This is a genomic window from Bosea sp. 29B (genome assembly GCF_902506165.1).
Lineage (GTDB): Bacteria > Pseudomonadota > Alphaproteobacteria > Rhizobiales > Beijerinckiaceae > Allobosea.
Map to the genome: position 1 here is coordinate 1,130,943 of NZ_LR733817.1, position 23,903 is coordinate 1,154,845.

A 23,903-nucleotide genomic window follows, 5' to 3' on the forward strand; every position below is an offset into this window, starting at 1 on the left:
GTGGGACACACCGTCTTTCAAATGCCGTTCAATCGAACCGATTGCGCCAGTTATTGTAATGGTGGAATCTAGTCACGACGCCACGTAGTGCAACGTGCTTCAGGTCAGACCTGCTTAGAACCTTTTTTGCGGCAGAGCTGGCTTCTCCGCCTTTCCGGACTGCCTTTTTAAGCTCGGTCACCCCATCCGGGAGAGCACCCATCAGCCACAAGTGACCTCGGTGGTAATGCGCCCAACCGTCATCGTAGCCATTAGCGATCGCGTCTCCATAGTGTTTCAGTACGCGTGAGCCTCCGCCGAGAACCCGATGGAGGGCCTGTGCGGCGATGTAGCTGATCTCGGCATCCTGAAGTTTCGGAACGCTTTGCAAGAGCGCCTCCGCCAGAATGGCGGCCAGGTCGTTGTTCTCGGAGTTAAGTAGGTTCCAGAGTTCGGCCCGGGCGTCCGGTTTGAAGCTCGGGCCCTCAATTTCATAGGCCTGTTCGAAAAAATCGCCGGCCTCTCGCCAAATTTGGGTGAGATGACCAACTTTGTACAGCTCCTGCCAATGTCGGAACTTGTTCGAGATGGCAGATCCTTCCTCGGGCAGGTCGTCTAGCTCGGCCCGGGGTATCCCAAGTCTTTTGGCCAGAAAGGACTTAACTTCATCGGTCCCGCTGGTACTGACGCGGGGCACTAGGTCACGAAAATGCACGCTGGCGGGAATCTCCTCGGCCTTTAACCTGGTTGCCGAAGCTCTGTCTGCATCATAGGCCTGAAAGACTCTGCGGTAGTCATTGTTTTTGCCGAACTCACGAGCTTCCCTACGAAGCACCGCTACGTCAATATCGCCGGCCATCAGTTGCTTCAGGCGCAGCGGGAAGCGCTCGACGTTATCCTCGATGATGCAGTGCCTCCCTCCCTCGACCGCCAGCCCGCGCATCCCGACCGTGGTCGAAATGATCGGACATCCGGCGGCCAGAGCTTCGATGCTCTTGATGCTCGACCCCGTCCCTTCATTGATTGGAATCAGCACGATCGGCTCGACCCGATAGAGTGCGGACAGTGCAGTGCTTTCAATCTTCCCGAGCGCTACGAAATTCTCGGCGTGTTGCGGCTCCATGCAGGCTCCAGCCACGACAAATAGGACCCGGTTGAGATCGGGATCGTTGGCGGCTGTTTCGGCCATCGAGCGTACGAGTGCAGCTGCGGACTTGTTTGGGCCGTAGCTGCCGCCGACGAACAGACAGACGGTCCGGCCTTCCGCCGGGAGTTCGAGAATTCGCTCGACAATGAAGCTTGCGTCCTCACGTGACAGATAATCGTGAGCGTGGGCATCGATGGGATGAGGTATAACATCTGCCTTTATGCCGACATCCGAACAGAGCTTGCGTTCATATTCCGTGGCAACCACAACGCGCGAGGCGGCGCGAAGGCCGCGAAACTCAAAGACGCGCGTGAGGTCGTGAATAACGGGAATGCCGGACGATATTTCCGAAAGGATGTCGTGCTGCGTCAGAACAACAGGCTTACCCTGCGCCTTGAAGATTTTGCTGACCACGGGAGAAAAATAGCTGTATTCGAGATAGGCATCGTCCGCCCAGCGCGCGAGTTCTTCGCTCCGACGCTTTATTATGGGGTCGAATAACGGCCAGATATGGTTCCATAAATGGAACACTTTGCCTGGGTGGGCCTTCCACAGCCACCGAGATAGTTGCTCAAGCCTACGGCGAAGCCAATGGTTGTCCCAGCGACCGTTCTCGAATGCTTCAAAAAGTGCTTTTTTCGAAACTTGCTTCCGGCCTTTCCCAGGAAACGCAACGCGAATCTCATCGTAATGCTGTTCGAGGTATCGAACCAGCAGATGCAGCCGTGTAGCAGCCCCGGCGCCGCCATCGATCGCGTCACCCCATGGATAGATAACTGCGGCGCGCCGACCTGGTTTAACAGCAACGGGGAATGCTGGAGAGCCCTTGAGATGCGAGATCAGGTTTTCAGGCGTGTGGATGGTTTTCCAGTGTGCTCTGGCGACTTGCGCCTTGACGTGCAACTCGTCGTACGTATTCAACACGTCGGAGATCGCGATAGCGAGGGACGCAGCGGATCGGTCGTCCACTGCAATCCCGCCGCCATGGAGATCGAGCTGATCGCTCATCCACGTGTCGCGTGTACAGATTGCGATCTTACCGGCCGTCATGGCTTCGAGAAAGACGCCTGATGTGCGGGAGGCATAGATGTCCACGTGGTAAGGAACCAGCACGACATCGGCATTGCCGAGCAGTTCGTAATAGGCCTCCGTGCCCATGGCCTGCTCGATCAGCGTTACGCGCTTGTCCGGTTTCTCCTTATACCGTGCGATCCGACCACGAACGTCTTCTGATGGATCATTGCATTGAAGGGTGAAGCGAAGCTGATCTGCCCAGGGCTTGCTGGCCGTTATTTCGATCGCGTCGAATATCTCGGCAAGCCCCTTTTCGCCGCGAGCATTACCCAAGCTGACGAAATGCAATCCGTCACCGGTTATTCCACTTAGCGGCGTAGCAAACTTGTCCGTGTGCGGGATCGGATAGACGGCAATCTCCAGCGCGGTCAGCATGCCGAGTTCGGAGCTGAGCCTGTGACTATCCGTGCTCAAGCGGATGCGGGTGGTTTTGGACAATCTCTCCAGCGAGCGAAATGCCTTCGTCGCGACCGTCCCATCGTAGAGGCCAGGCTGATATCGCAGCATGATTTCGAATGCTGCGCCGGACTGGCCAAAACGCTGCACCAGCGCTGCGACTCCTGCGATTTGCGCTTTTGTCAGAGTTGGAATGAAGATGATATCTTCCGGTCCCAGCGGTTGGTCCTTTAGGAACAGGATGGTCTCTGCTGCAAACTGAGAATTGGCAAATTCGAGGCTTTTAACTGAATGAAAGTCGTGATCGGGCAGCCTGTTCCAAATGTCGGCCGAGTAAATCGGACGTACGTCAATCAAGCCGTCGAATGAAGGTGTAAATGACCGGTGTCCGAGAATGACACATGACAGGCCGGCCAACTTGGCGGCTTCGGATACGGAGCGATCATATTCGAGGTAGTGACCTACAAAATCCCTCAAGTTTGGGTCGAGGATGTACAGCATTGTATCAAACGCCTAGCCAGATTGCCTGCCCGTTGCAAAAGCATTAATACGGCATTTAACACACTCTTAGGTTGGCACAAGTGGCGCGCTGACGTCTCTAGGTGCTTGGCTCATATCGCCGAGCGGGGTTACGCGGTCGCGCGAGCTGCATTGCGGTTGATAGCAACCAAAACTCGCTGTCTGAATGAAGGAAGCGGCAGGTGAACCCCGCGACTAGGCTTTTTTAGCAAGCCGCCATCGTTCGCAGACTGAAGCTCGAGTTGCGGGGGCGCCACGGAATGGGCGCTGCCACGACGCCGTCGTGGCAGGGACCTTCTGTCGATCTAGTCAAGCGCAAGCAAGCCCGACACGGCATCTCCCTGCCGCGCGAGTACGAAAGGCAAGAGCGTTATTTCGGGCTAGCACCCAAGAAAAATATACAATTCCGCATAAACCAAGTTTTATCGAAGGGGCAGACACAGTATATCGTCGATGCCTTCATACTGACCTCCATCGTAGAACGGAATAGCAGCTTCGCCATTCGACAATTTTACCAGATGATACTCCTTCTGGAGCTGAGAGATCATCGTTTGAAACCTATTCCAATGAGATTCCCATAATTCAAATATTATAATAGGTCTATATTCCCTGATGACCCATTCGGCCCCGGCAATAACGTTAGGCTCAAATCCTTCCACGTCGATTTTTATCAGGTTTGGCACCGTCGCGGACTGACGGGAAAATAGATCTATCGTCGTCGTCTCCACTCTGACGGGAAGTGTTTTTCCCTCCATGCCAATCAAAGGCATCAAGGAAGATGCCACCGCTCCGACGCCCTCTCTATTATCAACGTAGAACGTAGCGAAGCCCGGCACATCAGAAACTGCCTTTTCAATTATAGTTACGTTGGGGATTCTATCGTCTGCCAATGGCTTTATAACCGATTTGTTCGGCTCAAACGCGAAAACATGTTTCGCAACGGTCGCTAATATCCTGGTCACGTGTCCATTGTTAGCCCCAACATCATAGACGATGTCACCCGGCCTGATATGAAGGCGTGCGGCGTAATCTGCTGAATTGGCGTGCACAGGCTGGCTCCGATTGGTAGCGGGCTGACAATACCGAGATTTGGTCGAGGCGCCACTCGCTCTTTCTCTTCCGAACCAATGGCTGCTTCGGGCCAGCATTCCTTGACGCGGCGATGCAGGCCATTATGACCTCATGGCGCCCCCCGCCAGCGGCTGAGACGCTAAGGTTAAGGACCGCCTCATGTTGAAGATTTACGCTAGATCAGGCCGTGCAGCCCTTGAGGACAACTCGATAAGGTAAGAAAATTTCGCAGTTTCTCTCATGCTATTTGCTGGTCCATGTTCACTGCGGACTGCTTTTTGCAGATGGATAAGTGCGCCAAATTAGGAGATGTGCGCTTGAATTGGAAAGAGTCGGATCTTGAGCTTTATAGAAGCTCTATTTTAGAGGGGTATGCAAACGCCATGTCCGAGGCACTTCTTATCGCACACGCTCATGCAGTTGTAGAAAGTGACGATATTGATTTTGGTAAAGGTTATCAGGCGGCGGCAAGAGATATAGCCTCTGCGATAGAAGCTATATTACTACAAAGGCAAAATCGTAATTCATAGATAATCGCCATTACATGGCTGACGATAGCCGCCTCGGCTTTAGCCAGAGGCGGAGCGCGCTGCAGGTTGCTGCTGATCAATTCCGCGCTGCTCAGCATTCTGATCAGGCCACTGATGAAGTGTAAGGGGACGGGGTTCCCACGGTGCTCGCCCGCAATCGGAAGGCGATGGGAATGCGGGGGGGCGGTATGAGTCCCTCTCCCGCTACCATCTCATCGTACAGCCCCAATCTATTCCGGGCACTTGCCGCTACGGCTTCGCAAGGCCGTTGCCGTGCGTCCCGCGCAGCGCGCCGGCCGATTGCCGCACCACCTCCGCGATCTCCAATAACTGCTTCGCCAGCGGGCTGGTCTTGCGCCAGACCATACCGATGGTCCGGGACGGCTCCGGCGCCTTGAAATGCGAGATCGCGACCGAGGCCGAGCGTGTCTCGACCGCTACCGCCATTTCCGGGATCAGCGTCACCCCGAGGCCCGCATCGACCATCTGCACCAGCGTCGACAACGAGCTGGCGTCGAGCAGGTCGCGCGATTGCACCGTCCGCGGCTTGGTGCTGCAGAACGACAGGGCCTGCTCGCGGAAGCAATGCCCCTCTTCCAGCAGCAGCAGCCGCATCTCGCGCAGCGCCTCGCGATCCGGCGCCGGCTTGCCCTCGTCCGCACGCGGCCGCACCAGGACGAAGCGCTCGGTGAACAGCGCCACCTCGGTCAGCGACGGCTCCGACACCGGCAGAGCGACGACCGCCATGTCGAGCCGCCCCTCGCTCAGCTCCTGCACCAGCTTCGGCGTCAGCGTCTCGCGCACATTGAGGTCGAGCTCGCCATGCAGGCGGGTGAGATCGCCGATCAGGCCGGGCAGCAGGTACGGCGCGACAGTCGGGATCACGCCGATGCGCAGCCGCGTGACCATTCCCTCCCGGGAGGCGTGCGCATAGCCTTCCAGCTCGTCGAGCGAGCGCAGGACGTCCCGGGCCCGCGCCGCGATCTCGTCGCCGAAGCGCGTCAGCCGGACCTGGCGCCTGTCCCTCTCGAACAGCCCGGCGCCGAGTTCCTCCTCCAGCGCCTTGATCTGCTGCGACAAAGCCGGCTGCGAGATCGAGCAGGCTTCGGCCGCACGGCCGAAATGGCCGTGCCGTGCCAGCGCCTCGAAATAGCGCAGCTGCTTGAAGGTCAGGTTCGTCATATTCTGAGCTTATCGTCGCGATCAGAAAATCGGAATTAAAATAATGAAACGGCCCTGCTAAGACCCATCCCGGAACCCAGCCGAGCTTCGGAGAGAGAGATGAACGCGAAGACTGAGGACAGCGCGGGCAAATGCCCCGTCGCCCATGGCGGCGGCGCCCGTCAGAACCGCGACTGGTGGCCGAGCCAGCTGCCTGTCGACCTCTTGAACCAGCACTCGGCCAAGTCCGATCCGCTCGATCCGGCCTTCAGCTACCGCGAGGCGTTCAAGACGCTCGACTATGAGGCGCTGAAGAACGACCTGCGCAAGCTGATGACCGACTCGCAGGACTGGTGGCCTGCCGACTTCGGCAATTACGGCCCGCAATTCGTGCGCATGTCCTGGCATGCCGCCGGCACCTATCGCCTCGCCGACGGCCGCGGCGGCGGCGGTCGCGGCCAGCAGCGCTTCGCTCCGCTCAACAGCTGGCCGGACAATGTCAACATCGACAAGTCGCGCCGCCTGCTCTGGCCGATCAAGCAGAAATACGGCCAGGCCATCTCCTGGGCCGACCTGCTGATCCTCACCGGCAACGTCGCGCTGGAGACCATGGGCTTCCGCACCTTCGGCTTCGCCGGCGGCCGCGAGGATACCTGGGAACCCGATCACGACGTCAACTGGGGCGCCGAGACGGCCTGGCTGACCCATCGTCCGCTCGACAAGTTCGATGCGCCCCTCAGCGCGACCGAAATGGGCCTGATCTACGTCAACCCTGAGGGTCCGGGCGCCAATGGCGATCCGATCTCGGCGGCGCATTTCATCCGCGAGACCTTCGCCCGCATGGCGATGAACGACGAGGAGACGGTCGCGCTGATCGGCGGCGGCCACACCTTCGGCAAGACCCATGGCGCCGCGCCCGAGTCGCATAAGGGCCCGGACCCGGAAGGCGCAGAGCTGGAGGCGCAGGGCCTCGGCTGGGCCAGCAATTTCGGCACCGGCCATGGCGCCGACGCGGTCGGCAGCGGCATCGAGGTCACCTGGACGCAGACCCCGGCGCAGTGGAGCAACTTCTTCTTCGAGAACCTGTTCAAATACGAATGGGTGCAGACGCGCAGCCCCGGCGGCGCCATCCAGTGGGAGGCGAAGGACGCCGAGGCGGTCATCCCCGACGCGCACGACCCGTCGAAGAAGCACAAGCCGACCATGCTGACGACCGACCTGTCGCTGCGCCTGGACCCGGCCTATGAGAAGATCTCGCGCCGCTTCCTCGAGAACCCGCAGGCCTTCGCCGAGGCCTTCGCCCGCGCCTGGTTCAAGCTGACCCATCGCGATCTCGGCCCGCGCTCGCGCTATCTCGGCCCGGAAGTGCCGAAGGAAGAGCTGATCTGGCAGGATGTGCTGCCGGCCGCCGACCACCCGCTGGTCAACAAGGCGGACGTCGCCGCGCTGAAGGAGAAGATCAAGGCTTCGGGCCTCAGCGTCTCCGAGCTGGTCGGCACCGCCTGGGCCTCGGCCGCGACCTTCCGCGGCGGCGACAAGCGCGGCGGCGCCAATGGCGCTCGCATTCGCCTCGCGCCCCAGAAGGACTGGGAGGTCAACCAGCCCGCCCAGCTCGCCAAGGCGATCGAAGTCCTCGACGGCATCCGCCGCCAGTTCAACAAGGAGGCCGATGGCGACCAGAAGGTCTCGCTGGCCGACCTGATCGTGCTGGCCGGCAATGTCGGCGTCGAACTGGCCGCCAAGGCCGCCGGCCATGACGTCAGCGTGCCGTTCACCGCGGGCCGTACCGATGCCAAGCAGGAGCAGACCGAGGTCCATTCCTTCGCGGTGATGGAGCCGGCTCTGGACGGCTTCCGCAACTACCAGAAGCCGGGCGCCAGGGTGCCGGCCGAGGTGGCTCTGATCGACCGCGCCCAGCTGCTGACGCTGACCGCCCCCGAGCTGACGGTGCTGATCGGCGGTCTGCGCGCCATCGACATCAATGCCGACGGCTCCAAGCACGGCGTGCTGACCAACCGGCCGGGCGCGCTGACGAACGACTTCTTCGTCAACCTGCTCGACATGGGCACGCAATGGAAGGCGACTTCCGAGGCCAAGGACGTGTTCGAGGGCACCGATCGCAAGACCGGCGCCGCCAAGTGGACCGGTACCCGCGTCGATCTCGTCTTCGGCTCGAACTCGATCCTGCGCGCCCTCGCCGAGGTCTATGCCAGCCAGGACGCCAAGGAGAAGTTCATCAAGGATTTCGTCGCGGCCTGGACCAAGGTGATGAACCTCGACCGCTTCGACGTCGCCTGAGAATAGCGAGGCGCGGCCGCCCGGTGGCGGCCGCGCCTTGATCAAGGCAGCACAATCATGGCGCCGGACGCGTGACCGTCGCCTTCAGCCCTGTGCCCAGGGGACGATTCTCCAATGTCAGCACCGCGCCCAGGCGCGCGAGTGCTACTTCGACGATCGAAAGACCCAGGCCGGTTCCAGCCGTCCTGCTGCTGCGCCCTCGATAGAAACGCTGCGTCACCAACGATATCTCCTCGTCCGGAATGCCCGGGCCATCATCCTCGACCGCGAACGCATTGTCCGCGACGCGCAGCCAGCGCACCTGCCCGCCTGGAAGGCTCTGCCCGCAGGCATTCTCATGCAGGTTGCGCAAGGCCAGCCGCAGACTGTCAGGCTCCCCCAGCACGACGAAGTCATCGAGACGCGGGTCGATCTCGACGGTCTGCCCCGGCCATTTCCGCTCGCCATCGATCTCGCGCAGCAATGGACCGACGAGGATGCGCTGCCGGTCGGAGCCGGTGGCGTCCGCATCCAGCCTGGCCAGGACGAGCAATTGGCTGATCAGCCGGGCGGTCCGGTCCACGCCCTCGATGATCCTGTCGAGCGCCGAGAGGCGCATCGCGTCGCTATCGGCTGCCCGCGCGATCTGCGCCTGCGTGCGGATGCCGGCGAGCGGTGTTCGCAGCTCGTGCGCGGCGAAGGCGGTGATCTCGCGGTCATGCCGCCTGGCCAGGTCGAGACGCCGGAACAGCCCGTTCAATGCATCGGTTAGCGGGCGGATTTCCCTGACCGCATTGGCGCCGACAGGGCTCAGATCATCCGCCGGGCGGCTCTGCAGGTCACGGGCGATCTGACGGAGAGGAGCCAGCCCCCTGCCGACGCTGAGCCAGATCAGCCCGGCGAAGAGTGGCAGCATCAGCAAGGTCGGCGCCACCAGCCCGAGCACGAGATCCTGGACGAGCCGCTCGCGCAGGCCGAGGCGGTCACCGACCAGCACCCGCACGCCTTTGGCGGCGTCCTCGATGGCATAGACGCGCCACGCCTCGCCGTTGATCACACTGTCATGGAAACCGCTGGGATGTGCCGAAAGCCGTTCGGCCGGCGCCGTCGTCGAGGCAGCGACGAGACGCCCGCCCAGCGACCAGATCTGGCAGGAGAGCTGGCGCTCGTAGCCAGCCGCTTCCGTGGGGTTGAATTGCGGAGTGCCGGCGATTGCTGCCTGTGAGGAGCTATCGTCATGCACCAGCGAGGCGACCATGCGCGCCGCTTCCTGCAGGCGCGTGTCGAGCACGCGCTCGAGCTCGTTCTTGGTCCCGAGATAGATCCAGGCCGTCGCGGCAAGCCAGATCAGGCTCGTGGTGACGACCAGGATCGCAAACAGCCGGCCACGCAGCGAGCTCATGACACGTCCTTGAGGCGGTAGCCGAGGCCACGCACCGTCTCGATCAGCTCGCGCCCGAGCTTCTGCCTGAGATTGTGGATATGGACCTCGATCGCGTTGCTCTCGACATCCTCCTGCCAGCCATAGAGCCGCTCCTCCAGTTGCGCGCGCGAGCGGATGACGCCCGGCCGCTCAGCCAGCGCGCGCAGAACGGCGAACTCCCGTCGCGTCACATCAATCGTCGTGCCGTCTCGCGCCACCGCGTGGCGCGCCGGATCAAGCATGAGGCCGGCAGCCTCGATCGCGGGCGCTGCCCGGCCTTCGCCACGTCGCCCGATCGCGCGCAGCCTTGCCGCGAGCTCATCGAGGTCGAAGGGCTTGCCGAGATAGTCGTCGGCGCCACGGTCGAGCCCGGCGATGCGGTCGCGGGTCTCGTCGAGCGCGGTCAGCAGCAGGATCGGGCAGCGCTCGCCCTGTGTCCGCAGATCCCGGAGCAGATCGAGGCCAGATCCGTCCGGCAGCATGATGTCGAGCACCATCGCATCGAAGACGCCGGCCGCCAGCGCATGCCGCGCATCGGCACAACTGCCGACCAGCTCGGCATTCATGCCGTGCAGCCTCAGCCCGACGGCGAGACCGTCGGCGAGAAGCGGGTCGTCTTCGACGATGAGCACGCGCATGTGACCTCCACGGCCCAGCATCACCGCCGAGCTTAAGGCTGGCTTAAGCTGGGTAGCGCCGATGGCCCGCATCCGTCCACCGCCGGGGACGTGACGATGCGACCGCCGCGAGCCGCGCCTGGCTCCCGGATCGGCAGGCGCAGCGCGGTCCCGGCAGCCGAGAAAGCCGCAAGCCCATGCACCACGACCGTCGCACCATCCTCCTCGGCCTTTCGCTTCTGGCTGCGGCCTTGCCGGAGGCCGTCTTGGCCGAGGGGAACAAGATCGACGTCGAGGCCATCCTGAACGACCCAGAAGCGCCCATCTCGGGCAACCGCAATGGCGATGTCACGATCGTCGCCTTCCTCGACTACAACTGCCCCTACTGCAAGACATCGGCTCCGGACCTCGCCCGCATCGTCAAGGAGGACGGCAAGATCCGGCTCGTCTACAAGGACTGGCCGGTCATCGCCGAGACCTCGGTCTATGCCGCGCAGCTCGCGCTCGCCGCGACCTATCAGGGAGCCTATGAGCGCGCGCACCATGCGCTGATGGCGACCAAGGGGCGGCTGAGCAAGGCGCAGATCTCGGCGGCGATCCAGGGCGCCGGCATCGACATGGCGCGTCTCCAGGCCGATCTCGACACCAATGGCGACAAGATCACCGCGCTGCTGCGCCGGAACATGGCCCAGGCCGACTCGCTCGGGCTGCAGGGCACGCCGACCTACCTGGTCGGCCCGTTCCGGACCTCGACTCTCGACTACAAGGGCTTCAAGCAGGTCGTCGCTGATGCCCGCGCCAAGCCGGCATCCCAGTGAGGCCGGGCGCACGGATCATGGCCGACCTGCGCAAGGCCGGCAGGCACGCCAGATAGAGCATCGCGCCGACAATCCAGACGCAGCCATTCCAGATTCCCGACGTCGCGGCATAGAGCATCGTGAAGCCGAGTGGGCCGACGACCGAGGTCAGGTTGGTCAGACTCGCGAGGAGTCCCTGCAATCTTCCTTGCTGATCATTACCAGCCGCCCGCGACAGCATCGACTGCAGCGCCGGCATGCCGACCCCACCGCTGGCTAGCAGGGCAAGAATCGGCCAGACCATCCATCCCTGCGTCACAAAAGCCAGCAGGAGAAAGCCTGCGGCATCCGATGCCATGCCGACAAGCAGGGTTAGGCGCTCTCCGAGCCGGCTCGAAAGCCGTCCGGTGAGGAAGGCCTGGACCAGCGCATGCATCGCGCCAAAGGCTGCTAGCGACAGGCCGACCATGGCTGTATCCCATTGGAAGCGATCTTCGCCATAGATCACCCATAGGGCTCCCGGCACCTGGCCGATCAACTGGACGAGGAAGAAGACGTAGAAGAGCGGCGCGACACTCCTCAGTACGCCTCTCTGCCGAAGCCCTGCGAGTGGCCCGGGACACCCCGGCCTTTCCCCGTCACTCGCATTGCGCCCGGTCTCGGCCAGGGCAAAACAGGCGAACACGCACGCCGCACCGTTGAGGAGCGCCGCCGCGATGAAGGGGGCATGGGCTACCTGCTCGCCCAACATGCCCCCGATCGCAGGTCCGGCGATGATGCCGACGCCGAAGCAGGCGCTCATATAGCCGAACCAGCGTGCGCGCTCGCTTTCTTTCGTCGTGTCGGCAATGGCGGCGGCTGCGACCGATCCGGTCGCTCCGGTGATCCCGGAAACGAGTCGGCCGATATAGAGCACCCAGAGTTCCGGCGCCGCTGCCATGATCGCGTAGTCGATGGCAGAACCGGCGAGCGAGACCAGCAGCACGGGGCGGCGGCCATAGCGGTCCGATAGTCGCCCGAGCAGTGGCGCGAAGCAGACCTGCATCAGCGCATAGAGCGACAGCAGGGCGCCGTAATGCGCAGCCACCTCTCCGGGCTGCACATGCTCACGCAGCAGAGCCGGCAGTACAGGCATCACCAGGCCAACGCCCATGGCATCGAGAATGGTGACGATCAGAGCAACGGCGAGCGACTTGTTCATGCTGGCTCCCGGTCGAGTCAAAATTTATCGACGATAAGTTCGTGGACAAAAAATTTATCATCGATAAATTGTCAAGAGGTGAGATCGAGCGGCAATGGCAAAACTAGATCGAGATATCGTCGTTCGCGCAGCGCTCGGCCTGCTGAACGAGGTCGGGGCCGACGGCCTCACCACACGTAGGCTCGCGGAACGCCTGAAGGTCCAGCAGCCGGCCCTCTACTGGCATTTCCCCAACAAGCGCGCTTTGCTGGATACGTTGGCTGAGGCCATGCTGACCGAGAACCATACTCGCGCCATGCCGAGGCTCGGCGAGGACTGGCGCGTGTTTCTGAGTGAAAACGCCCGTAGCTTCCGCAAGGCGCTGCTCGCCTATCGCGATGGCGCGCGCATCCATGCCGGCACTCGGCCGAGTGCCCCGCAATCCGGCGCAATCGAAGCGCAGATTCGTCTTCTCTGCGCGGGCGGCTTCGCCCCGAGGGACGCCGCCCGCGCTCTGGCTGCAATCAGCCACTATGTGGTCGGCGCCGTTATCGAAGAGCAGGCCTCGCCGACGGACATGACAGAGCGGGAAGGTGCAGAACCGGGCTCATCCGAACTGTCCATATTCCTGCAGACCCTCTTCCACGAGGTCGAGCAGGATGGGGCGGACACTGCCTTCGACTACGGCCTGGAGAATTTCATTGCCGGCCTCGAACGCCGGCTCTCAACCTAGACTTCATCGCTCCCGGAGGGCTTGCCCGCATCATCATCCTGCAGAATCCGCCAGGCCGCGCCGTCGAGATCGGCATACTGGCCGCTGCGCATGCACCAGAAAAAGGCTCCAAGCCCCAACAGCCCTAGGCCGAGCGCCAAGGGGAACAGGATCACGATGATGTTCATGACCGAGCCTCCGACGCGCCCCGGGCACGCAGTGCATTGAGCGTCACCACCAGCGAGGAGCCGGACATGGCGACGGCGGCGACCAGCGGCGTCGCCAACCCGGCAATGGCGATCGGCACCGCAACCGCATTGTAGAGCACCGCGAAGAAGAGGTTCTGCAGCATCAGCCGACGCGCCTTGCGGGCGATTTCGAGCGCCCCCGCGACCGGTGCCAGGCTCTCGCCAAGGAAGACGATGTCGGCCGCCGCCTGCGCCAGATGGGTGGCGCTGACCGGCGAGAGCGAGACATGCGCCCCTGCCAGCGCCGGTGCGTCATTGAGCCCGTCACCGACCATCAGCACCTTGCGGCCGCCAGCCGCCATCTTTTCGAGCAAAGCGAGCTTGTCGCCCGGCATCAGGCCGGCATGCAATTCGGTGACGCCGAGCTCGGCGGCGATCGGCGCCACCGCCTCGAACCGGTCGCCTGAGAGGATCGCGACCTCTAGCCCAGCCTTGCGCAGCGCCGCGACCGTCTCGCAGGCCTGCGGCCGCAGCGCCTGCCCCAGCGCCAGCACCGTGCGGAAGGAGCCATGGCGATAGGCGATCAGCGAGGCGCCGGGATGCAGCGCCGCGACCATGGTCGCCTGCGCCTGCGCACCGCAGAAGGCGACGCTGCCGAGACGGCGCTCGTCGTTCCCGTTGCCGACCGAGAGGCCCTGCCCGCGCTCCTCGTGCACGTCTTCCGCGGCGCGCGAAACGCCGAGCGCCCTTGCGAGGGCCTGCGCCAGCGGATGCCCGCTCGCCGCCGCGAGCGCCCCGATCTCGGCCCGCCGTTCCACCGGCAATGCTTCGGGATTGAGAATGTCCGGCTCCGGCAGGGTCAGCGTGCCGGTCTTGTCGAAGACGGCGATGTCGGCCTCGGCCAGGCGTTCCAGCGCATCGCCCTCCTTCAGCATGATCTTGCGCTTGAACAGTGCGGAGGCCGCGACGACCTGCACGGCGGGAATGGCGAGACCGAGCGCGCAGGGACAGGTGATGATCAGCACGGTGACGGCGATCATCAGCGCCTCCGGCCAGGACAGGCCGAAGGCCAGCCAGCCGAGGAAGGTCGAGGCCGCCAGCGTATGCACCACCGGGGCGTAGAGCCGCGCGGCACGGTCGGAGAGGCGGACATAGCGCGAGCGGTTGCCGACGGCCTGATCCATCAGCCGGTCGATCTCGTCGAGCAGCGTGCCCTGCCCGGCCGCCTCAACCCGCACGGTCAAGGCGCCGGTCAGGTTCAGCGTGCCGGCATGGACGCGCTCGCCCTGCCCGATCACGACTGGGGCGGTCTCACCGGTGACGAGGCTCTGGTCGAGCTCGGAGCGGCCGGTCTCGACGATGCCGTCGACGGAGACGCGCTCGCCCGGTCGCACCAGCACGAGATCATCAGGAGCGATCGCGGCGATCGGCATCACCGTCGCGCTACCATCGGCGGCGAGCCTCGTCGCGGTCTCGGCCTTAAGCGCGGCGAGATTGCCGGCAAGGTCGCGGGTGCGCCGCCGCATCAGTTGGTCGAGATAGCGCCCGATCAAGAGAAAAAAGAGCAGCATGACCACGCCGTCGAAATAGGCGTGGCGGCCATGGTTCCAGGTCTCGGCGACCGACATCACCAGCGCCAGCACGACGCCGATGGTGATCGGCACGTCCATGTTGACCGCGCCGGCCTTCAAAGCCCGAAGCGCGCTCTCGAAGAAGGGGCGGCCGGCATAGGCGGCGGTCGGCAGCGCGATCAGGGCCGAGAGCCAGTGGAAGAAGTCGCGCGTCGTCGGGTCGATCTCGCCGCTGTTGCCGGACCAGACCGCGACCGAGAGCAGCATGATGTTCATCGAGGCGAAGCCGGCGACGCCGAGCGCACGCAGCAGATAACGCTCCTCGGCAGCCGCCCCGTCCACCTGGCGCTCGGGCGCGAAGGGATAGGCCTTGAAGCCGAGCGCGGCCAGCTTCTCGACCACCGCCTCCGGCCGCAGCAGCGCCTCGCGCCACTCGACCGAGATGCGCTTCAGCGCGAGGTTGACGCGGGCGCCCAAAATGGCCGGCTCGCGGGCGAGCCCACCCTCGATCGCCTGCATGCAGCCGGCGCAGCGTATCCCGTCGACCGCCAGCTCCATGCTGGCGATGCCATCGTCGCGATGGCGGACGAAGACAGAGAGGTCCTGCGCCGCCATCTCAGCGCTCCGCCAAGGTGACGCGGCTGCGCGAGACGAAGACGACCTCCTCGCCGCGCTTCGCCTGCAATTCGAGGATCCAGGAGCCGGCTTCGATCGTCTCGAAGCGGGCCTCGTAGCGCCCCGGCCGGCTTTCGCTCAGCACGAGGTCATGGTCGCGGGCGGAGGTCGCGGGGTGGCGCAGGCGGGCGCTGGCCGCGAGGCCGGCGAGCGGCCCGCCACTGCGATCGGCCAGGCTGACTGCGAGCGTCGCGCCCTCGCCTTGCCGGACCAGCGTCGTGGTGGCGGCCCACCCGCGTGCATCGCGCTCGTGCTGGCGGGCGATCTCCTCGTTGAAGCGCTGGCTGTCCTCATAGGCGCTGCGGGTCTCGACGCCCGGCATGGTCCGCAGCGCCATCGTCAGGATCGTCGCGTTGACCGAGACGATCACGCCGAAGAACAGGATCAGCATGGCCGCGACCATGCCGCCGGTCAGCCCGAAGGGGCGGCGCGGGGCGATCGGCCTTGGATTCTCATAGGGCATGAGGATGACTCCGCAGCAGCTCATCGATGGGTCTCCGGCGCCATGAAATGGTCGTCGGCGCGCACCGTCTCGCCGGCGAAGAGATCGGAGGCGGTGATGGTGATCGCCTGCGAGGGCGCAAGCGGCACGCCGGCCGGGACGGTGACGAGGACGCGCACCTCGCGCGTCGAATCGGGATCGACGCTGACGACGGGGCGCAGATCGGCACTCGGCGTGATCCCGACCGCCTCGATCCTGATGCCCGGCAGGCCAGAGACCGTTAGGGCGAAAGGCCGATGCTCCGGGCGCTTGTTGAGCAGGCGCACCGCATAGGCGTTGCGGATCGAGCCGTCGCTCAGCGTGACGAACAATGGGGCGCGCTCATGCAGCACCGAGATGCCGGCGGTGCTGCGGGTCGCGAGCTGCCAGAGCATGGCGCCGCCGACGATCGCGATCAGCGCCGCATAGGCCAAGGTGCGCAGGCGCACCGGCCGGTAGATCGCGGCGAGCCCGGCGAGGCGGCGCTGGACATTGCCGTCGGTGTCATAGGCGATCAGCCGGGTCGGGCGGCCGATCTTGGTCATCACGGTGTCGCAGGCGTCGATGCACAGCCCGCACTGGATGCAGTCGACCTGCGCGCCGTCGCGGATGTCGATCCCGGTCGGGCAGACCGCGACGCATTGGAAGCAGTCGATGCAGTCGCCTGCCGGCGCGCCCTGCGCCTTCAGCTTCACCGCCTGCTTGACCGAGACGCGCGGCTCGCCGCGATCATAGCGATAGGTGACGTTGAGCGCTTCGTCGTCGGTCAGAGCCGCCTGGATGCGCGGCCAGGGGCACATATACTTGCACACCTGCTCGCGCATGATGCCGGCGAGCGCATAGGTGGTGAAGGTCAGGATCGCGATCCAGACATAGGCCGAGAGCGGCGCGGTGAAGGTCGCAAGCTCGCGCACCAGCGTCGGCGCATCGGCGAAGTAGAGCACCCAGGCGCCGCCGGTCCACCAGGCGATGACCAGCCAGACCGCATGCTTGGCGGTCTTGCGCCAGAGCGTGTCCAAGCCCCAGGGCTCGGCATCGCGGCGCATGCGCTCGCGCCGGTCCCCCTCGAAGAAGCGCTCGACCGCGAGGAAAAGGTCGGTCCAGACCGTCTGCGGGCAGAGATAGCCGCACCAGACCCGGCCTGCGACCGCGTTCATCAGGAAGAGGACGAAGGAGGCCAGGATCAGCAGGCCGGTGAAGTAGTAGACCTCCTGCGGCCAGATCTCGATGAAGAAGAAGTAGAAGCGGTTATTGGCGATATCGGCCAGCACCGCCTGGTTGGGGAGATAGGGGCCGCGATCCCAGCGCAGGAAGGGCAGCAGGTAGTAGATGCCCAGGCACAGGAAGAGGATGAGCCACTTGGCGCGCCGGAACGGACCCGACACGCTCTGCGGATAGACCTTCCGCGACGCCGCGAAGAGCGGGATGTCGTCCTGGTCGGTCCCGGTGCTGCTCACGCTACTGTCCTCCCCCCAGCGAGTGGACATAGACGGTCAGCGCCTTGATCGTGGTCTCGTCGAGACGCCCGGCCCAAGCCGGCATCACGCCGTTGCGGCTGTTGCTGATGGTCTCGGTCAGCGAGGCCATGTCCATGCCGTAGAGGCTGATCGAGTCGGTGAGGTTGGGGGCGCCGAGTTCCTGGTTGCCCTTTCCGGCAGGGCCATGGCAGGCGGCACAGTTGTCGGCAAAGACCTTGCGCCCGAGCGGCAGGTCCGCCTTCGGCTCGGTCGGCAGGCCGGCGAGTTCACGGACATGGCTGGCGACGGCTGCGATCTCCTCGCGCTTCAGCACGCCGTCGCGCCCGAAGGCCGGCATCTGGCTGACGCGGGTGTCGTTGTCGCCGGCGACGCGGATGCCATGGCGGATCGTCTGCTGGATCGCCGGAAGCGAGCCGCCCCAGAGCCAGTCGTCGTCGTTGAGGTTGGGATAGCCCTTGGCACCGGCGCCGCCGACACCATGGCATGCCGCGCAATTGTCGCCGAAGGCGGCCTTGCCCTGCGCCATCGCGATCTGGAACAGGGTCGAGTCGGCCTTGATTTGCGCCGGCGTTGCGTCCGCCATGCCGGCCGCCTGCGCCGCGCGCTGCGCCTTGAGCTTGGCCATGTCCGCGCTGATGTCGGCGCGGCTGGCATAGCCGATCACGCCCCTGGTCGCGTCGGTCAGCAGCGGCCAGGCCGGGTAGACGATCCAGTAGCCGATCGACCAGACGATCGTGGCGTAGAAGATGCCGAGCCACCAGCGCGGCAGCGGCGTGTTGAGCTCGCGGATGCCGTCCCATTCATGGCCGGTCGTGCTGTAGCCTGTGGCGGCATCGACATGGGGATCGTCGTGCTTCTGGTCCATCGGTCAGTCCTCGCGCAGCGGGTTGAGCGCGGCTTCTTCGAAGCGGGCGCGGTTCTTCGGCCAGAAGGCGTAGACACAGACCCCGAGGAAGACGGCGACGAAGTAGAGGAGCCCGGCGGACTGGGCGAAGCCGGCGAGCCAGTGATAGGTCGTTTGCATGGGTTGGCTCAGCGGATGTTGGCTTTGTCGTCGTAGAGCTTGAAGTCGACCATCGTGCCGAGCGCCTGCAGATAGGCGATCAGGGCGTCGGCTTCGGTGATGCGCTGCGGATTGCCGTCGAAATCGCGCGACTGCGCCTTGGGATAGCGCTTCTCCAGATCGGCCTGGCCGGGATGGTCCGGCGTCGCCTGCGCCTTCAGATCAGCCTCAGCCTGCGCGATCATCTCGTCGCTATAGGGCACGCCGCCGGCGCGGTTGGCGCGGAGCTCGTCGGCGATGTCCCCGAACTTCAGCTCAGTCTTCTCCAGGAAGGAATAGCCCGGCATGATCGACTGCGGCACGATCGCGCGCGGCTCGGCCAAGTGCGCCCGCTGCCATTCGTCGGAATACTTGCCGCCGACGCGGGCGAGGTCCGGCCCGGTCCGCTTCGAGCCCCACTGGAACGGCTTGTCGTACATGCTCTCGGCCGCGAGCGAGTAGTGTCCGTAGCGCTCGACCTCGTCGCGCAGCGGCCGGATCATCTGGCTGTGGCAGTTGTAGCAGCCCTCGCGCACATAGATGCCGCGCCCGGCCAGCTCGAGCGGCGTATAGGGCCGCATGCCCTGCACCGTCTCGATCGTGTTCCGGAGATAGAACAGCGGCGCGATCTCGACGAGGCCGCCGATCGAGATCACCAGCAGCGTGCCGAGGGCGAGGATGATCGAGTTTGTCTCGAAGATCTTGTGCTTGGCCCAGAGCGAGCGGCGCGGCGGCTTGTGGTCTATGCTCGTCATGATGGTCCTCAGGCGGTGGCGAGCTGGCGCGGCGGCAGCGCATGGGCCTGCGGCGTGTCTGCAGCCTCCTCGCAGCGCACGGTCATCCAGAGATTGAAGGCCATGATCAGCGCGCCGATCAGGAAGAGCGCGCCGCCGAGCGCCCGGATCACGTAGAACGGGTGCATCGCCGCGACGGTCTCGATGAAGGCGTATTCGAGGAAGCCGAGCGAGGTATAGGCCCGCCACATCAAGCCCTGCAGGATCCCAGAGACCCACATCGCCGTGATGTAGAAGACGATGCCGAGGGTCGAGACCCAGAAGTGCCAGCTCACCAGCTTGAGCGAGTAGAGCCCCTTGCGATTCCACAGCCAGGGCACCAGGCAATAGATCGCGCCGAAGGAGATGTAGGCGACCCAGCCGAGCGCGCCGGAATGGACGTGGCCGATGGTCCAGTCGGTGTAGTGCGAGAGCCCGTTCACCGCCTTGATCGACATCAGCGGCCCCTCGAAGGTCGACATGCCGTAGAAGGCGAGCGAGACCACCATCATCCGCAACACCGGGTCGGTGCGTAGCCGGTCCCAGGCGCCCGACAGGGTCATGATGCCGTTGATCATGCCGCCCCAGGAGGGCATCCACAGCATGATCGAGAAGGTCATGCCGAGCGTCTGCGCCCAGTCGGGCAGCGCGGTGTAGTGGAGATGGTGCGGGCCGGCCCAGATATAGATGAAGATCAGAGCCCAGAAATGGATGATCGAGAGCCGGTAGCTGTAGATCGGCCGCTCCGCGCGCTTGGGCACGAAGTAGTACATGATCGCGAGGAAACCGGCGGTCAGGAAGAAGCCGACCGCGTTGTGGCCGTACCACCACTGGAACATCGCATCCTGCACGCCCGACCACAGCCCGTAGGACTTCGGCGACAGGATCGAGACCGGCACGGCGACGTTGTTGCCGACATGCAGGACCGCGATGGTCAGGATGAAGCCGAGATAGAACCAGTTCGCCACATAGATATGCGGCTCGCGGCGCTTCTTCAGCGTGAACAGGAAGACCAGGAGATAGGCGACCCAGACCAGGGTCAGCCAGAGATCGGCATACCATTCCGGCTCGGCGTATTCCTTGCTCTGGGTGATCCCGAGCAGGTAGCCGGTGCCGGCGATGACGATGAACAGGTTGTAGCCGAGCACGACGAACCAGGGCGAAAGGTCGCCGGCGAGGCGGGCCCGGCAGGTGCGCTGGACGACATAGAACGAGCTGCCGATCAGCACATTGCCGCCAAAGGCAAAGACCACCGCCGAGGTGTGCAGCGGCCGCATCCGGCCGAAATTGGTCCAGGGCAGGTCGAAGTTCAGCCCGGGAAAGGCGAGCTGGAGCGCGATGATCAGCCCGACGGCAAAGCCGGCGATGCCCCAGACCATCGAGGCGACGGTCGCGAACTTGACCGGCCCCATATTGTAATTGGGCTTGCCATCGATCTCCTGCGGCGGGACCGCGGGCGAGCCGTCGAAGCAGCGATTGCCGATCAGGATCATGCTGGCCGCGGCTGCGGCTGCGCCGAGCATGGCGTGGAAGGCGTAGCCGGAGTTTTCGGTCAGTGCGCCGATCAGGATCAGCGGCAGCACGCTGGCGCCCGCGATCAGCATCCCGATCATCTCGCCGACCGTCATTGCCCGGACAGGGCTCGTCGTCGCCGTCACCGCTGACTCCCGCTTCGTCACAGGCGCTGGGATGCGCCCTCAGCGGGAGGCTTAGCGGCCGGTTGAGCGGGGGGCTTTGATCCAGGTCAAGGGCAGGACGGAACGGGCTGCGGCGCGAAGGCGCAGCTCACGCCGCGACGGCGTGCATCCGCTCCGCGTTCATCACGCGCACGCCGCCGGGCACGATCAGGATCGTCTTCTCCTTGGCGAGACGGGTGAAGGTGCGGCTGACCGTCTCGATCGTCAGGCCGAGGAAATCGGCGATGTCCTGCCGCGTCATCGGCAGCGGCACCGTCACCGACGGCTTGCCGAGCCGGGCCCAGCGCTGCTGCATGCCGAGCAGGAAGCAGATCAGCTTCTCCTCGGCGGTGCGCCGGCCGAGCAGCATCATCTGTTCATGGGCGAGCGTCAGCTCATGCGTCGCGAACTCGTGCAGGCGCTTGAGCAGATGCGGCTTGGCGTCGACCAGAGCCGTATAGGCGCCACGCGAGAAGGCACAGACCGCAACGTCGCCGATCGCATCGGCCGAGAAGCCATAGGCATCGCGCATGGCGAGCCCGAGGAAATCGCCTGGCAACGCGAAGCCGACGACCTGGCGGCGCCCGTCGGACAAAAGCTTGTAGAGCCGGATGACACCGCCGGTGACGTTGTAGACGCAGTGCGCCTCGGCGCCTTGCGAGAACAGCGTGTCGCCGGAGGCAAAATGCGTCGGCATCGCCAGCTGCTCCAGCAAGGCGAGCTCGTCATCGTTCAGGGAGGCGCAGACGCTGACCAGGCGGACCATGCAGTTGCGGCATCCGCTCTCGCCGCGAGCGGCGCCGCTACACACCGAGGGCTGACAGTTCACAATCGCACCTTCCTGTTCATCACAGGACCCTACCCCATGGCCGCAGGCTGACAAAGCACACGCCCTGCCTCGGCGCTGCGGATTTGATCCAGATCAATGCGGCAATAGGCCCTGCGAAACGAGGTTGCTGCCTGGAAACTCGGGAGAGCCGCACCTGATGGGCGATGACATCTTCGAAGTCGCGCGCATCCTGCCGGACAGCGCCGACACGGTCTACGGGCTCGTCACCCTGCTGCATCCCGAGCTCACCCCGGATGGCTGGGCCGCCTTTGTGCGCGACCATTCGCAGGACGGGACTCAGCCATCAGGTGTCTTCGCCCTGCGTGACGCACGTGGCATGCCGCATGCCCTGTTCGGCTTTCGCATTGCGCGCACAATCACGGGCGGCACGACGCTGGAGATCTCCGAGATCGCGATGATGCGGCTGCCTGGAACCTGTCTCGTCGATGCCTTGCTGCGCTTTGCCAACCAGCTCGCCGCCCAGCTTGACCTGCCACGCATCGCGATCTCGCTGGAGCGCTCGGCCGCCTGGCCGCAGGATCACGACGCCCTGCAGCGCTGCGGCTTCCAGATCGACCGTGTCATGGTCCTCGGCCGCGCCAGGCTCGAGCCGGCGGCGTGATCGTCCAAGGCCGTTGCAGCGAAAGTGCGCAGCGGTTTGGCGTCCGGAACTGCGCAAAACAAAAAGCCGAGGCATATCCGGCAAACCGGCTTCGCCGGATATGGTCGAGCGGCGGCCGCGTCTAGAGCCGCCACCGGGTCGTCGCCCACCACGCTCCCACCGCAATGGCGACCATGGCGAGCGCTACTAGAATCGCCTCGCCTATCGGGTCGGCTCCTTCCGTGCGCCCATGAAACTCGCGAACCAGGCGCCGTCGGCGACCTCCGTGCTGCCCTCTCGCCACACCGCCGTCACCCGGCACAGCAGCTCGATTTCCTCGAAGGACAGATCATAGAACGGCAGCAGCATCGGATTGCCGACGATAGAGCGATCGCTCTCGGCCACAGCCTCGCCGTCCATCAACCTCTCCCCCCTTTGCGACTGCGCGCGAATCCGTTTCCCGGAGCTTGCCGAAGCAACAGCAATCGTCAGCGCCCCGCCACACCCAAATGGGGGGTGAGGCGGATATTATTGTTCCTCATGGTACCGATTTTGGCGAATTCGCATAGACCCCTCGGCGCCGGCGCATCTTGAACGGCGGCAATGCCAGCGCCAGATGGCGCGGGCGCCGGCAAAACGGCGTGCTGCACCAGCTTCGGACCCGACCATGCCCGCCTCTCTCCAACTCGGCCTCGACACCTTTGGCGACGTCACCGCCGGCCCGGACGGGGTCCTCCTCCCGCATGCACAGGTGATCCGCGACCTCGTCGAGCAGGCCGTGCTCGCCGACGAGATCGGCATCGACTTCTTCGGTATCGGCGAGCATCACCGCGGCGATTTCGCGGTGTCCTCGCCCGAGACCGTGCTTGCCGGCATCGCGACGCGCACCAGCCGCATCCGCTTGGGATCGGCCGTGACGGTGCTGAGCTCGGACGATCCGATCCGCGTCTTCCAGCGCTTTTCGACGGTCGATGCACTTTCGAACGGCCGCGCCGAGGTCATCCTCGGCCGCGGCTCCTTCACCGAATCCTTCCCACTCTTCGGCTTCGACCTCCGCCAGTACGAGGTGCTGTTCGAGGAGAAGCTCGACCTTTTCGTCGAGCTTCTCCGCAAGAAGAGCGTGACCTGGGAAGGTTCCTTGCGCCCGCCGCTGCGCGACCAGCAGGTCTTCCCGCCGATCGAAAAAGGCGAGCTGACGACCTGGATCGGTGTTGGCGGCAGCCCGGAATCGGTGGTGCGGGCCGCGCGCTACGACCTGCCGCTGATGCTCGCCATCATCGGCGGTCCGGCCCAGCGCTTCGTCCCTTACGCCCAGCTCTACCGCGACGCGATGGGGCGCCTTGGCCAGGCCGAGCGGCCGATCGGCGTGCATTCGCCCGGCTATGTCGCGGCGAGCGATGAGCAGGCGGCCGAGGAGTTCTTCCCCGCCTTCAAGACGATGCGCGACCGTATCGGTGCCGAGCGCGGCTGGGGTCCGCTGTCGCGCGAGGAGTTCGAGCGTGAGGTTTCGGGCGGAGCCCTCTATCTCGGCTCGCCCGAGACCGTCGCGCGCAAGATCGCCGCGACGGTCAAGGCGCTCGGCCTGCAGCGCTTCCAGCTCAAGATCAGCGCCGGCCCCTTGACGCAGGACAAGCTGCTGCGCTGCATCGAGCTCTATGGCCGCGAGGTCATCCCGATGGTGCGGGAGTTGCTGGCGGCCTGAATCC

Annotated in this window: 22 protein-coding genes; 6 read left to right on the forward strand and 16 right to left on the reverse strand. The window is 64.4% G+C overall.

Translation table 11 applies throughout. The annotated features are described in order from the left end of the window. Positions 1-28 precede the first annotated feature (28 nt). Both GV161_RS05500 and GV161_RS05505 read right to left on the reverse strand, forming a co-directional pair. Positions 29-3,097: a glycosyltransferase gene (locus GV161_RS05500; protein ID WP_152015656.1), complete on the reverse strand. Its 3,069-nt coding sequence runs from the start codon at positions 3,095-3,097 to the stop codon at positions 29-31. Positions 3,098-3,537: 440 nt separating this feature from the next. After that, entirely contained in the window at positions 3,538-4,164 is a 627-nt protein-coding gene (locus GV161_RS05505; protein WP_159650167.1) for an FkbM family methyltransferase, read from the reverse strand. A 339-nt stretch (positions 4,165-4,503) separates the two neighbouring features. Here GV161_RS05505 and GV161_RS05510 point away from each other — a divergent pair, with 339 nt between their 5' ends. Continuing rightward, on the forward strand, positions 4,504-4,716 hold the full coding sequence (locus GV161_RS05510) for a hypothetical protein (RefSeq protein ID WP_152015654.1): 213 nt from the start codon (positions 4,504-4,506) through the stop codon (positions 4,714-4,716). A gap of 249 nt (positions 4,717-4,965) precedes the next feature. Here the strand turns inward: GV161_RS05510 and GV161_RS05515 are convergent, their stop codons facing one another. Beyond that, the gene (locus GV161_RS05515; protein WP_152015653.1) at positions 4,966-5,898 is read right to left on the reverse strand and encodes a hydrogen peroxide-inducible genes activator; all 933 of its coding nucleotides are present in this window, start codon (positions 5,896-5,898) and stop codon (positions 4,966-4,968) included. Positions 5,899-5,997: 99 nt separating this feature from the next. On the opposite strand from GV161_RS05515, the gene katG reads away from it, so the two are divergent. After that, complete coding sequence (gene katG, locus GV161_RS05520; protein WP_152015652.1) at positions 5,998-8,175, forward strand: catalase/peroxidase HPI; 2,178 nt, start codon at positions 5,998-6,000, stop codon at positions 8,173-8,175. 55 nt (positions 8,176-8,230) lie between these two features. Here the strand turns inward: katG and GV161_RS05525 are convergent, their stop codons facing one another. Both GV161_RS05525 and GV161_RS05530 read right to left on the reverse strand, forming a co-directional pair. Next, positions 8,231-9,556 carry a sensor histidine kinase N-terminal domain-containing protein gene (locus GV161_RS05525; protein WP_152015651.1) on the reverse strand — a complete coding sequence of 442 codons (1,326 nt, stop codon included), beginning with the start codon at positions 9,554-9,556 and terminating at the stop codon, positions 8,231-8,233. Next, positions 9,553-10,215: a response regulator transcription factor gene (locus GV161_RS05530; RefSeq protein ID WP_152015650.1), complete on the reverse strand. Its 663-nt coding sequence runs from the start codon at positions 10,213-10,215 to the stop codon at positions 9,553-9,555. The genes GV161_RS05525 and GV161_RS05530 overlap by 4 nt, the downstream gene beginning before the upstream one ends. 176 nt (positions 10,216-10,391) lie before the next feature. Between GV161_RS05530 and GV161_RS05535 the strand changes: the two genes are divergently transcribed. Then, a complete protein-coding gene (locus tag GV161_RS05535; protein ID WP_152015649.1) occupies positions 10,392-11,012 on the forward strand; it encodes a DsbA family protein in 621 nt (206 codons plus the stop codon). Here GV161_RS05535 and tet read toward each other — a convergent pair. Beyond that, positions 10,966-12,192 (reverse strand): Tet(A)/Tet(B)/Tet(C) family tetracycline efflux MFS transporter, encoded by a 1,227-nt coding sequence (gene tet, locus GV161_RS05540; protein ID WP_152015648.1) that lies wholly within the window; start codon positions 12,190-12,192, stop codon positions 10,966-10,968. The two genes, GV161_RS05535 and tet, sit on opposite strands and share 47 nt — an antisense overlap. Positions 12,193-12,286: 94 nt before the next feature. Here tet and tetR point away from each other — a divergent pair, with 94 nt between their 5' ends. Beyond that, positions 12,287-12,904: a tetracycline resistance transcriptional repressor TetR gene (gene tetR / locus GV161_RS05545; RefSeq protein WP_152015647.1), complete on the forward strand. Its 618-nt coding sequence runs from the start codon at positions 12,287-12,289 to the stop codon at positions 12,902-12,904. Here tetR and ccoS read toward each other — a convergent pair. From ccoS to GV161_RS05590, 9 genes are all read right to left on the reverse strand, one after another. After that, the gene (gene ccoS, locus GV161_RS05550; protein ID WP_152015646.1) at positions 12,901-13,071 is read right to left on the reverse strand and encodes a cbb3-type cytochrome oxidase assembly protein CcoS; all 171 of its coding nucleotides are present in this window, start codon (positions 13,069-13,071) and stop codon (positions 12,901-12,903) included. The two genes, tetR and ccoS, sit on opposite strands and share 4 nt — an antisense overlap. Beyond that, entirely contained in the window at positions 13,068-15,257 is a 2,190-nt protein-coding gene (locus GV161_RS05555; protein ID WP_152015645.1) for a heavy metal translocating P-type ATPase, read from the reverse strand. The genes ccoS and GV161_RS05555 overlap by 4 nt, the downstream gene beginning before the upstream one ends. A gap of 1 nt (position 15,258) precedes the next feature. Then, entirely contained in the window at positions 15,259-15,804 is a 546-nt protein-coding gene (locus GV161_RS05560; protein ID WP_152015644.1) for a FixH family protein, read from the reverse strand. Then, positions 15,801-17,255: a cytochrome c oxidase accessory protein CcoG gene (gene ccoG, locus GV161_RS05565; protein ID WP_244624163.1), complete on the reverse strand. Its 1,455-nt coding sequence runs from the start codon at positions 17,253-17,255 to the stop codon at positions 15,801-15,803. The genes GV161_RS05560 and ccoG overlap by 4 nt, the downstream gene beginning before the upstream one ends. Position 17,256: 1 nt before the next feature. Then, positions 17,257-18,141 (reverse strand): cytochrome-c oxidase, cbb3-type subunit III, encoded by an 885-nt coding sequence (ccoP, locus tag GV161_RS05570; protein ID WP_152015642.1) that lies wholly within the window; start codon positions 18,139-18,141, stop codon positions 17,257-17,259. A gap of 3 nt (positions 18,142-18,144) precedes the next feature. Continuing rightward, positions 18,145-18,300: a cbb3-type cytochrome c oxidase subunit 3 gene (locus GV161_RS05575; protein WP_091837401.1), complete on the reverse strand. Its 156-nt coding sequence runs from the start codon at positions 18,298-18,300 to the stop codon at positions 18,145-18,147. 8 nt (positions 18,301-18,308) lie between these two features. Further along, positions 18,309-19,073, reverse strand: a complete 765-nt coding sequence (gene ccoO / locus GV161_RS05580; RefSeq protein ID WP_152015641.1) for a cytochrome-c oxidase, cbb3-type subunit II — start codon at positions 19,071-19,073, stop codon at positions 18,309-18,311. A gap of 8 nt (positions 19,074-19,081) precedes the next feature. Continuing rightward, positions 19,082-20,695: a cytochrome-c oxidase, cbb3-type subunit I gene (ccoN, locus tag GV161_RS05585; RefSeq protein WP_244624202.1), complete on the reverse strand. Its 1,614-nt coding sequence runs from the start codon at positions 20,693-20,695 to the stop codon at positions 19,082-19,084. A 181-nt stretch (positions 20,696-20,876) separates the two neighbouring features. Further along, entirely contained in the window at positions 20,877-21,533 is a 657-nt protein-coding gene (locus tag GV161_RS05590) for a helix-turn-helix domain-containing protein (protein WP_152015640.1), read from the reverse strand. 220 nt (positions 21,534-21,753) lie between these two features. On the opposite strand from GV161_RS05590, the gene GV161_RS05595 reads away from it, so the two are divergent. After that, positions 21,754-22,218, forward strand: a complete 465-nt coding sequence (locus GV161_RS05595) for a hypothetical protein (RefSeq protein ID WP_152015639.1) — start codon at positions 21,754-21,756, stop codon at positions 22,216-22,218. A gap of 201 nt (positions 22,219-22,419) precedes the next feature. On the opposite strand, the gene GV161_RS05600 is transcribed toward GV161_RS05595, so the two are convergent. Continuing rightward, entirely contained in the window at positions 22,420-22,617 is a 198-nt protein-coding gene (locus tag GV161_RS05600; protein ID WP_152015638.1) for a hypothetical protein, read from the reverse strand. 247 nt (positions 22,618-22,864) lie between these two features. Here GV161_RS05600 and GV161_RS05605 point away from each other — a divergent pair, with 247 nt between their 5' ends. Beyond that, positions 22,865-23,899 (forward strand): LLM class flavin-dependent oxidoreductase, encoded by a 1,035-nt coding sequence (locus GV161_RS05605; protein WP_152015637.1) that lies wholly within the window; start codon positions 22,865-22,867, stop codon positions 23,897-23,899. The last annotated feature ends 4 nt before the right edge of the window (positions 23,900-23,903 follow it).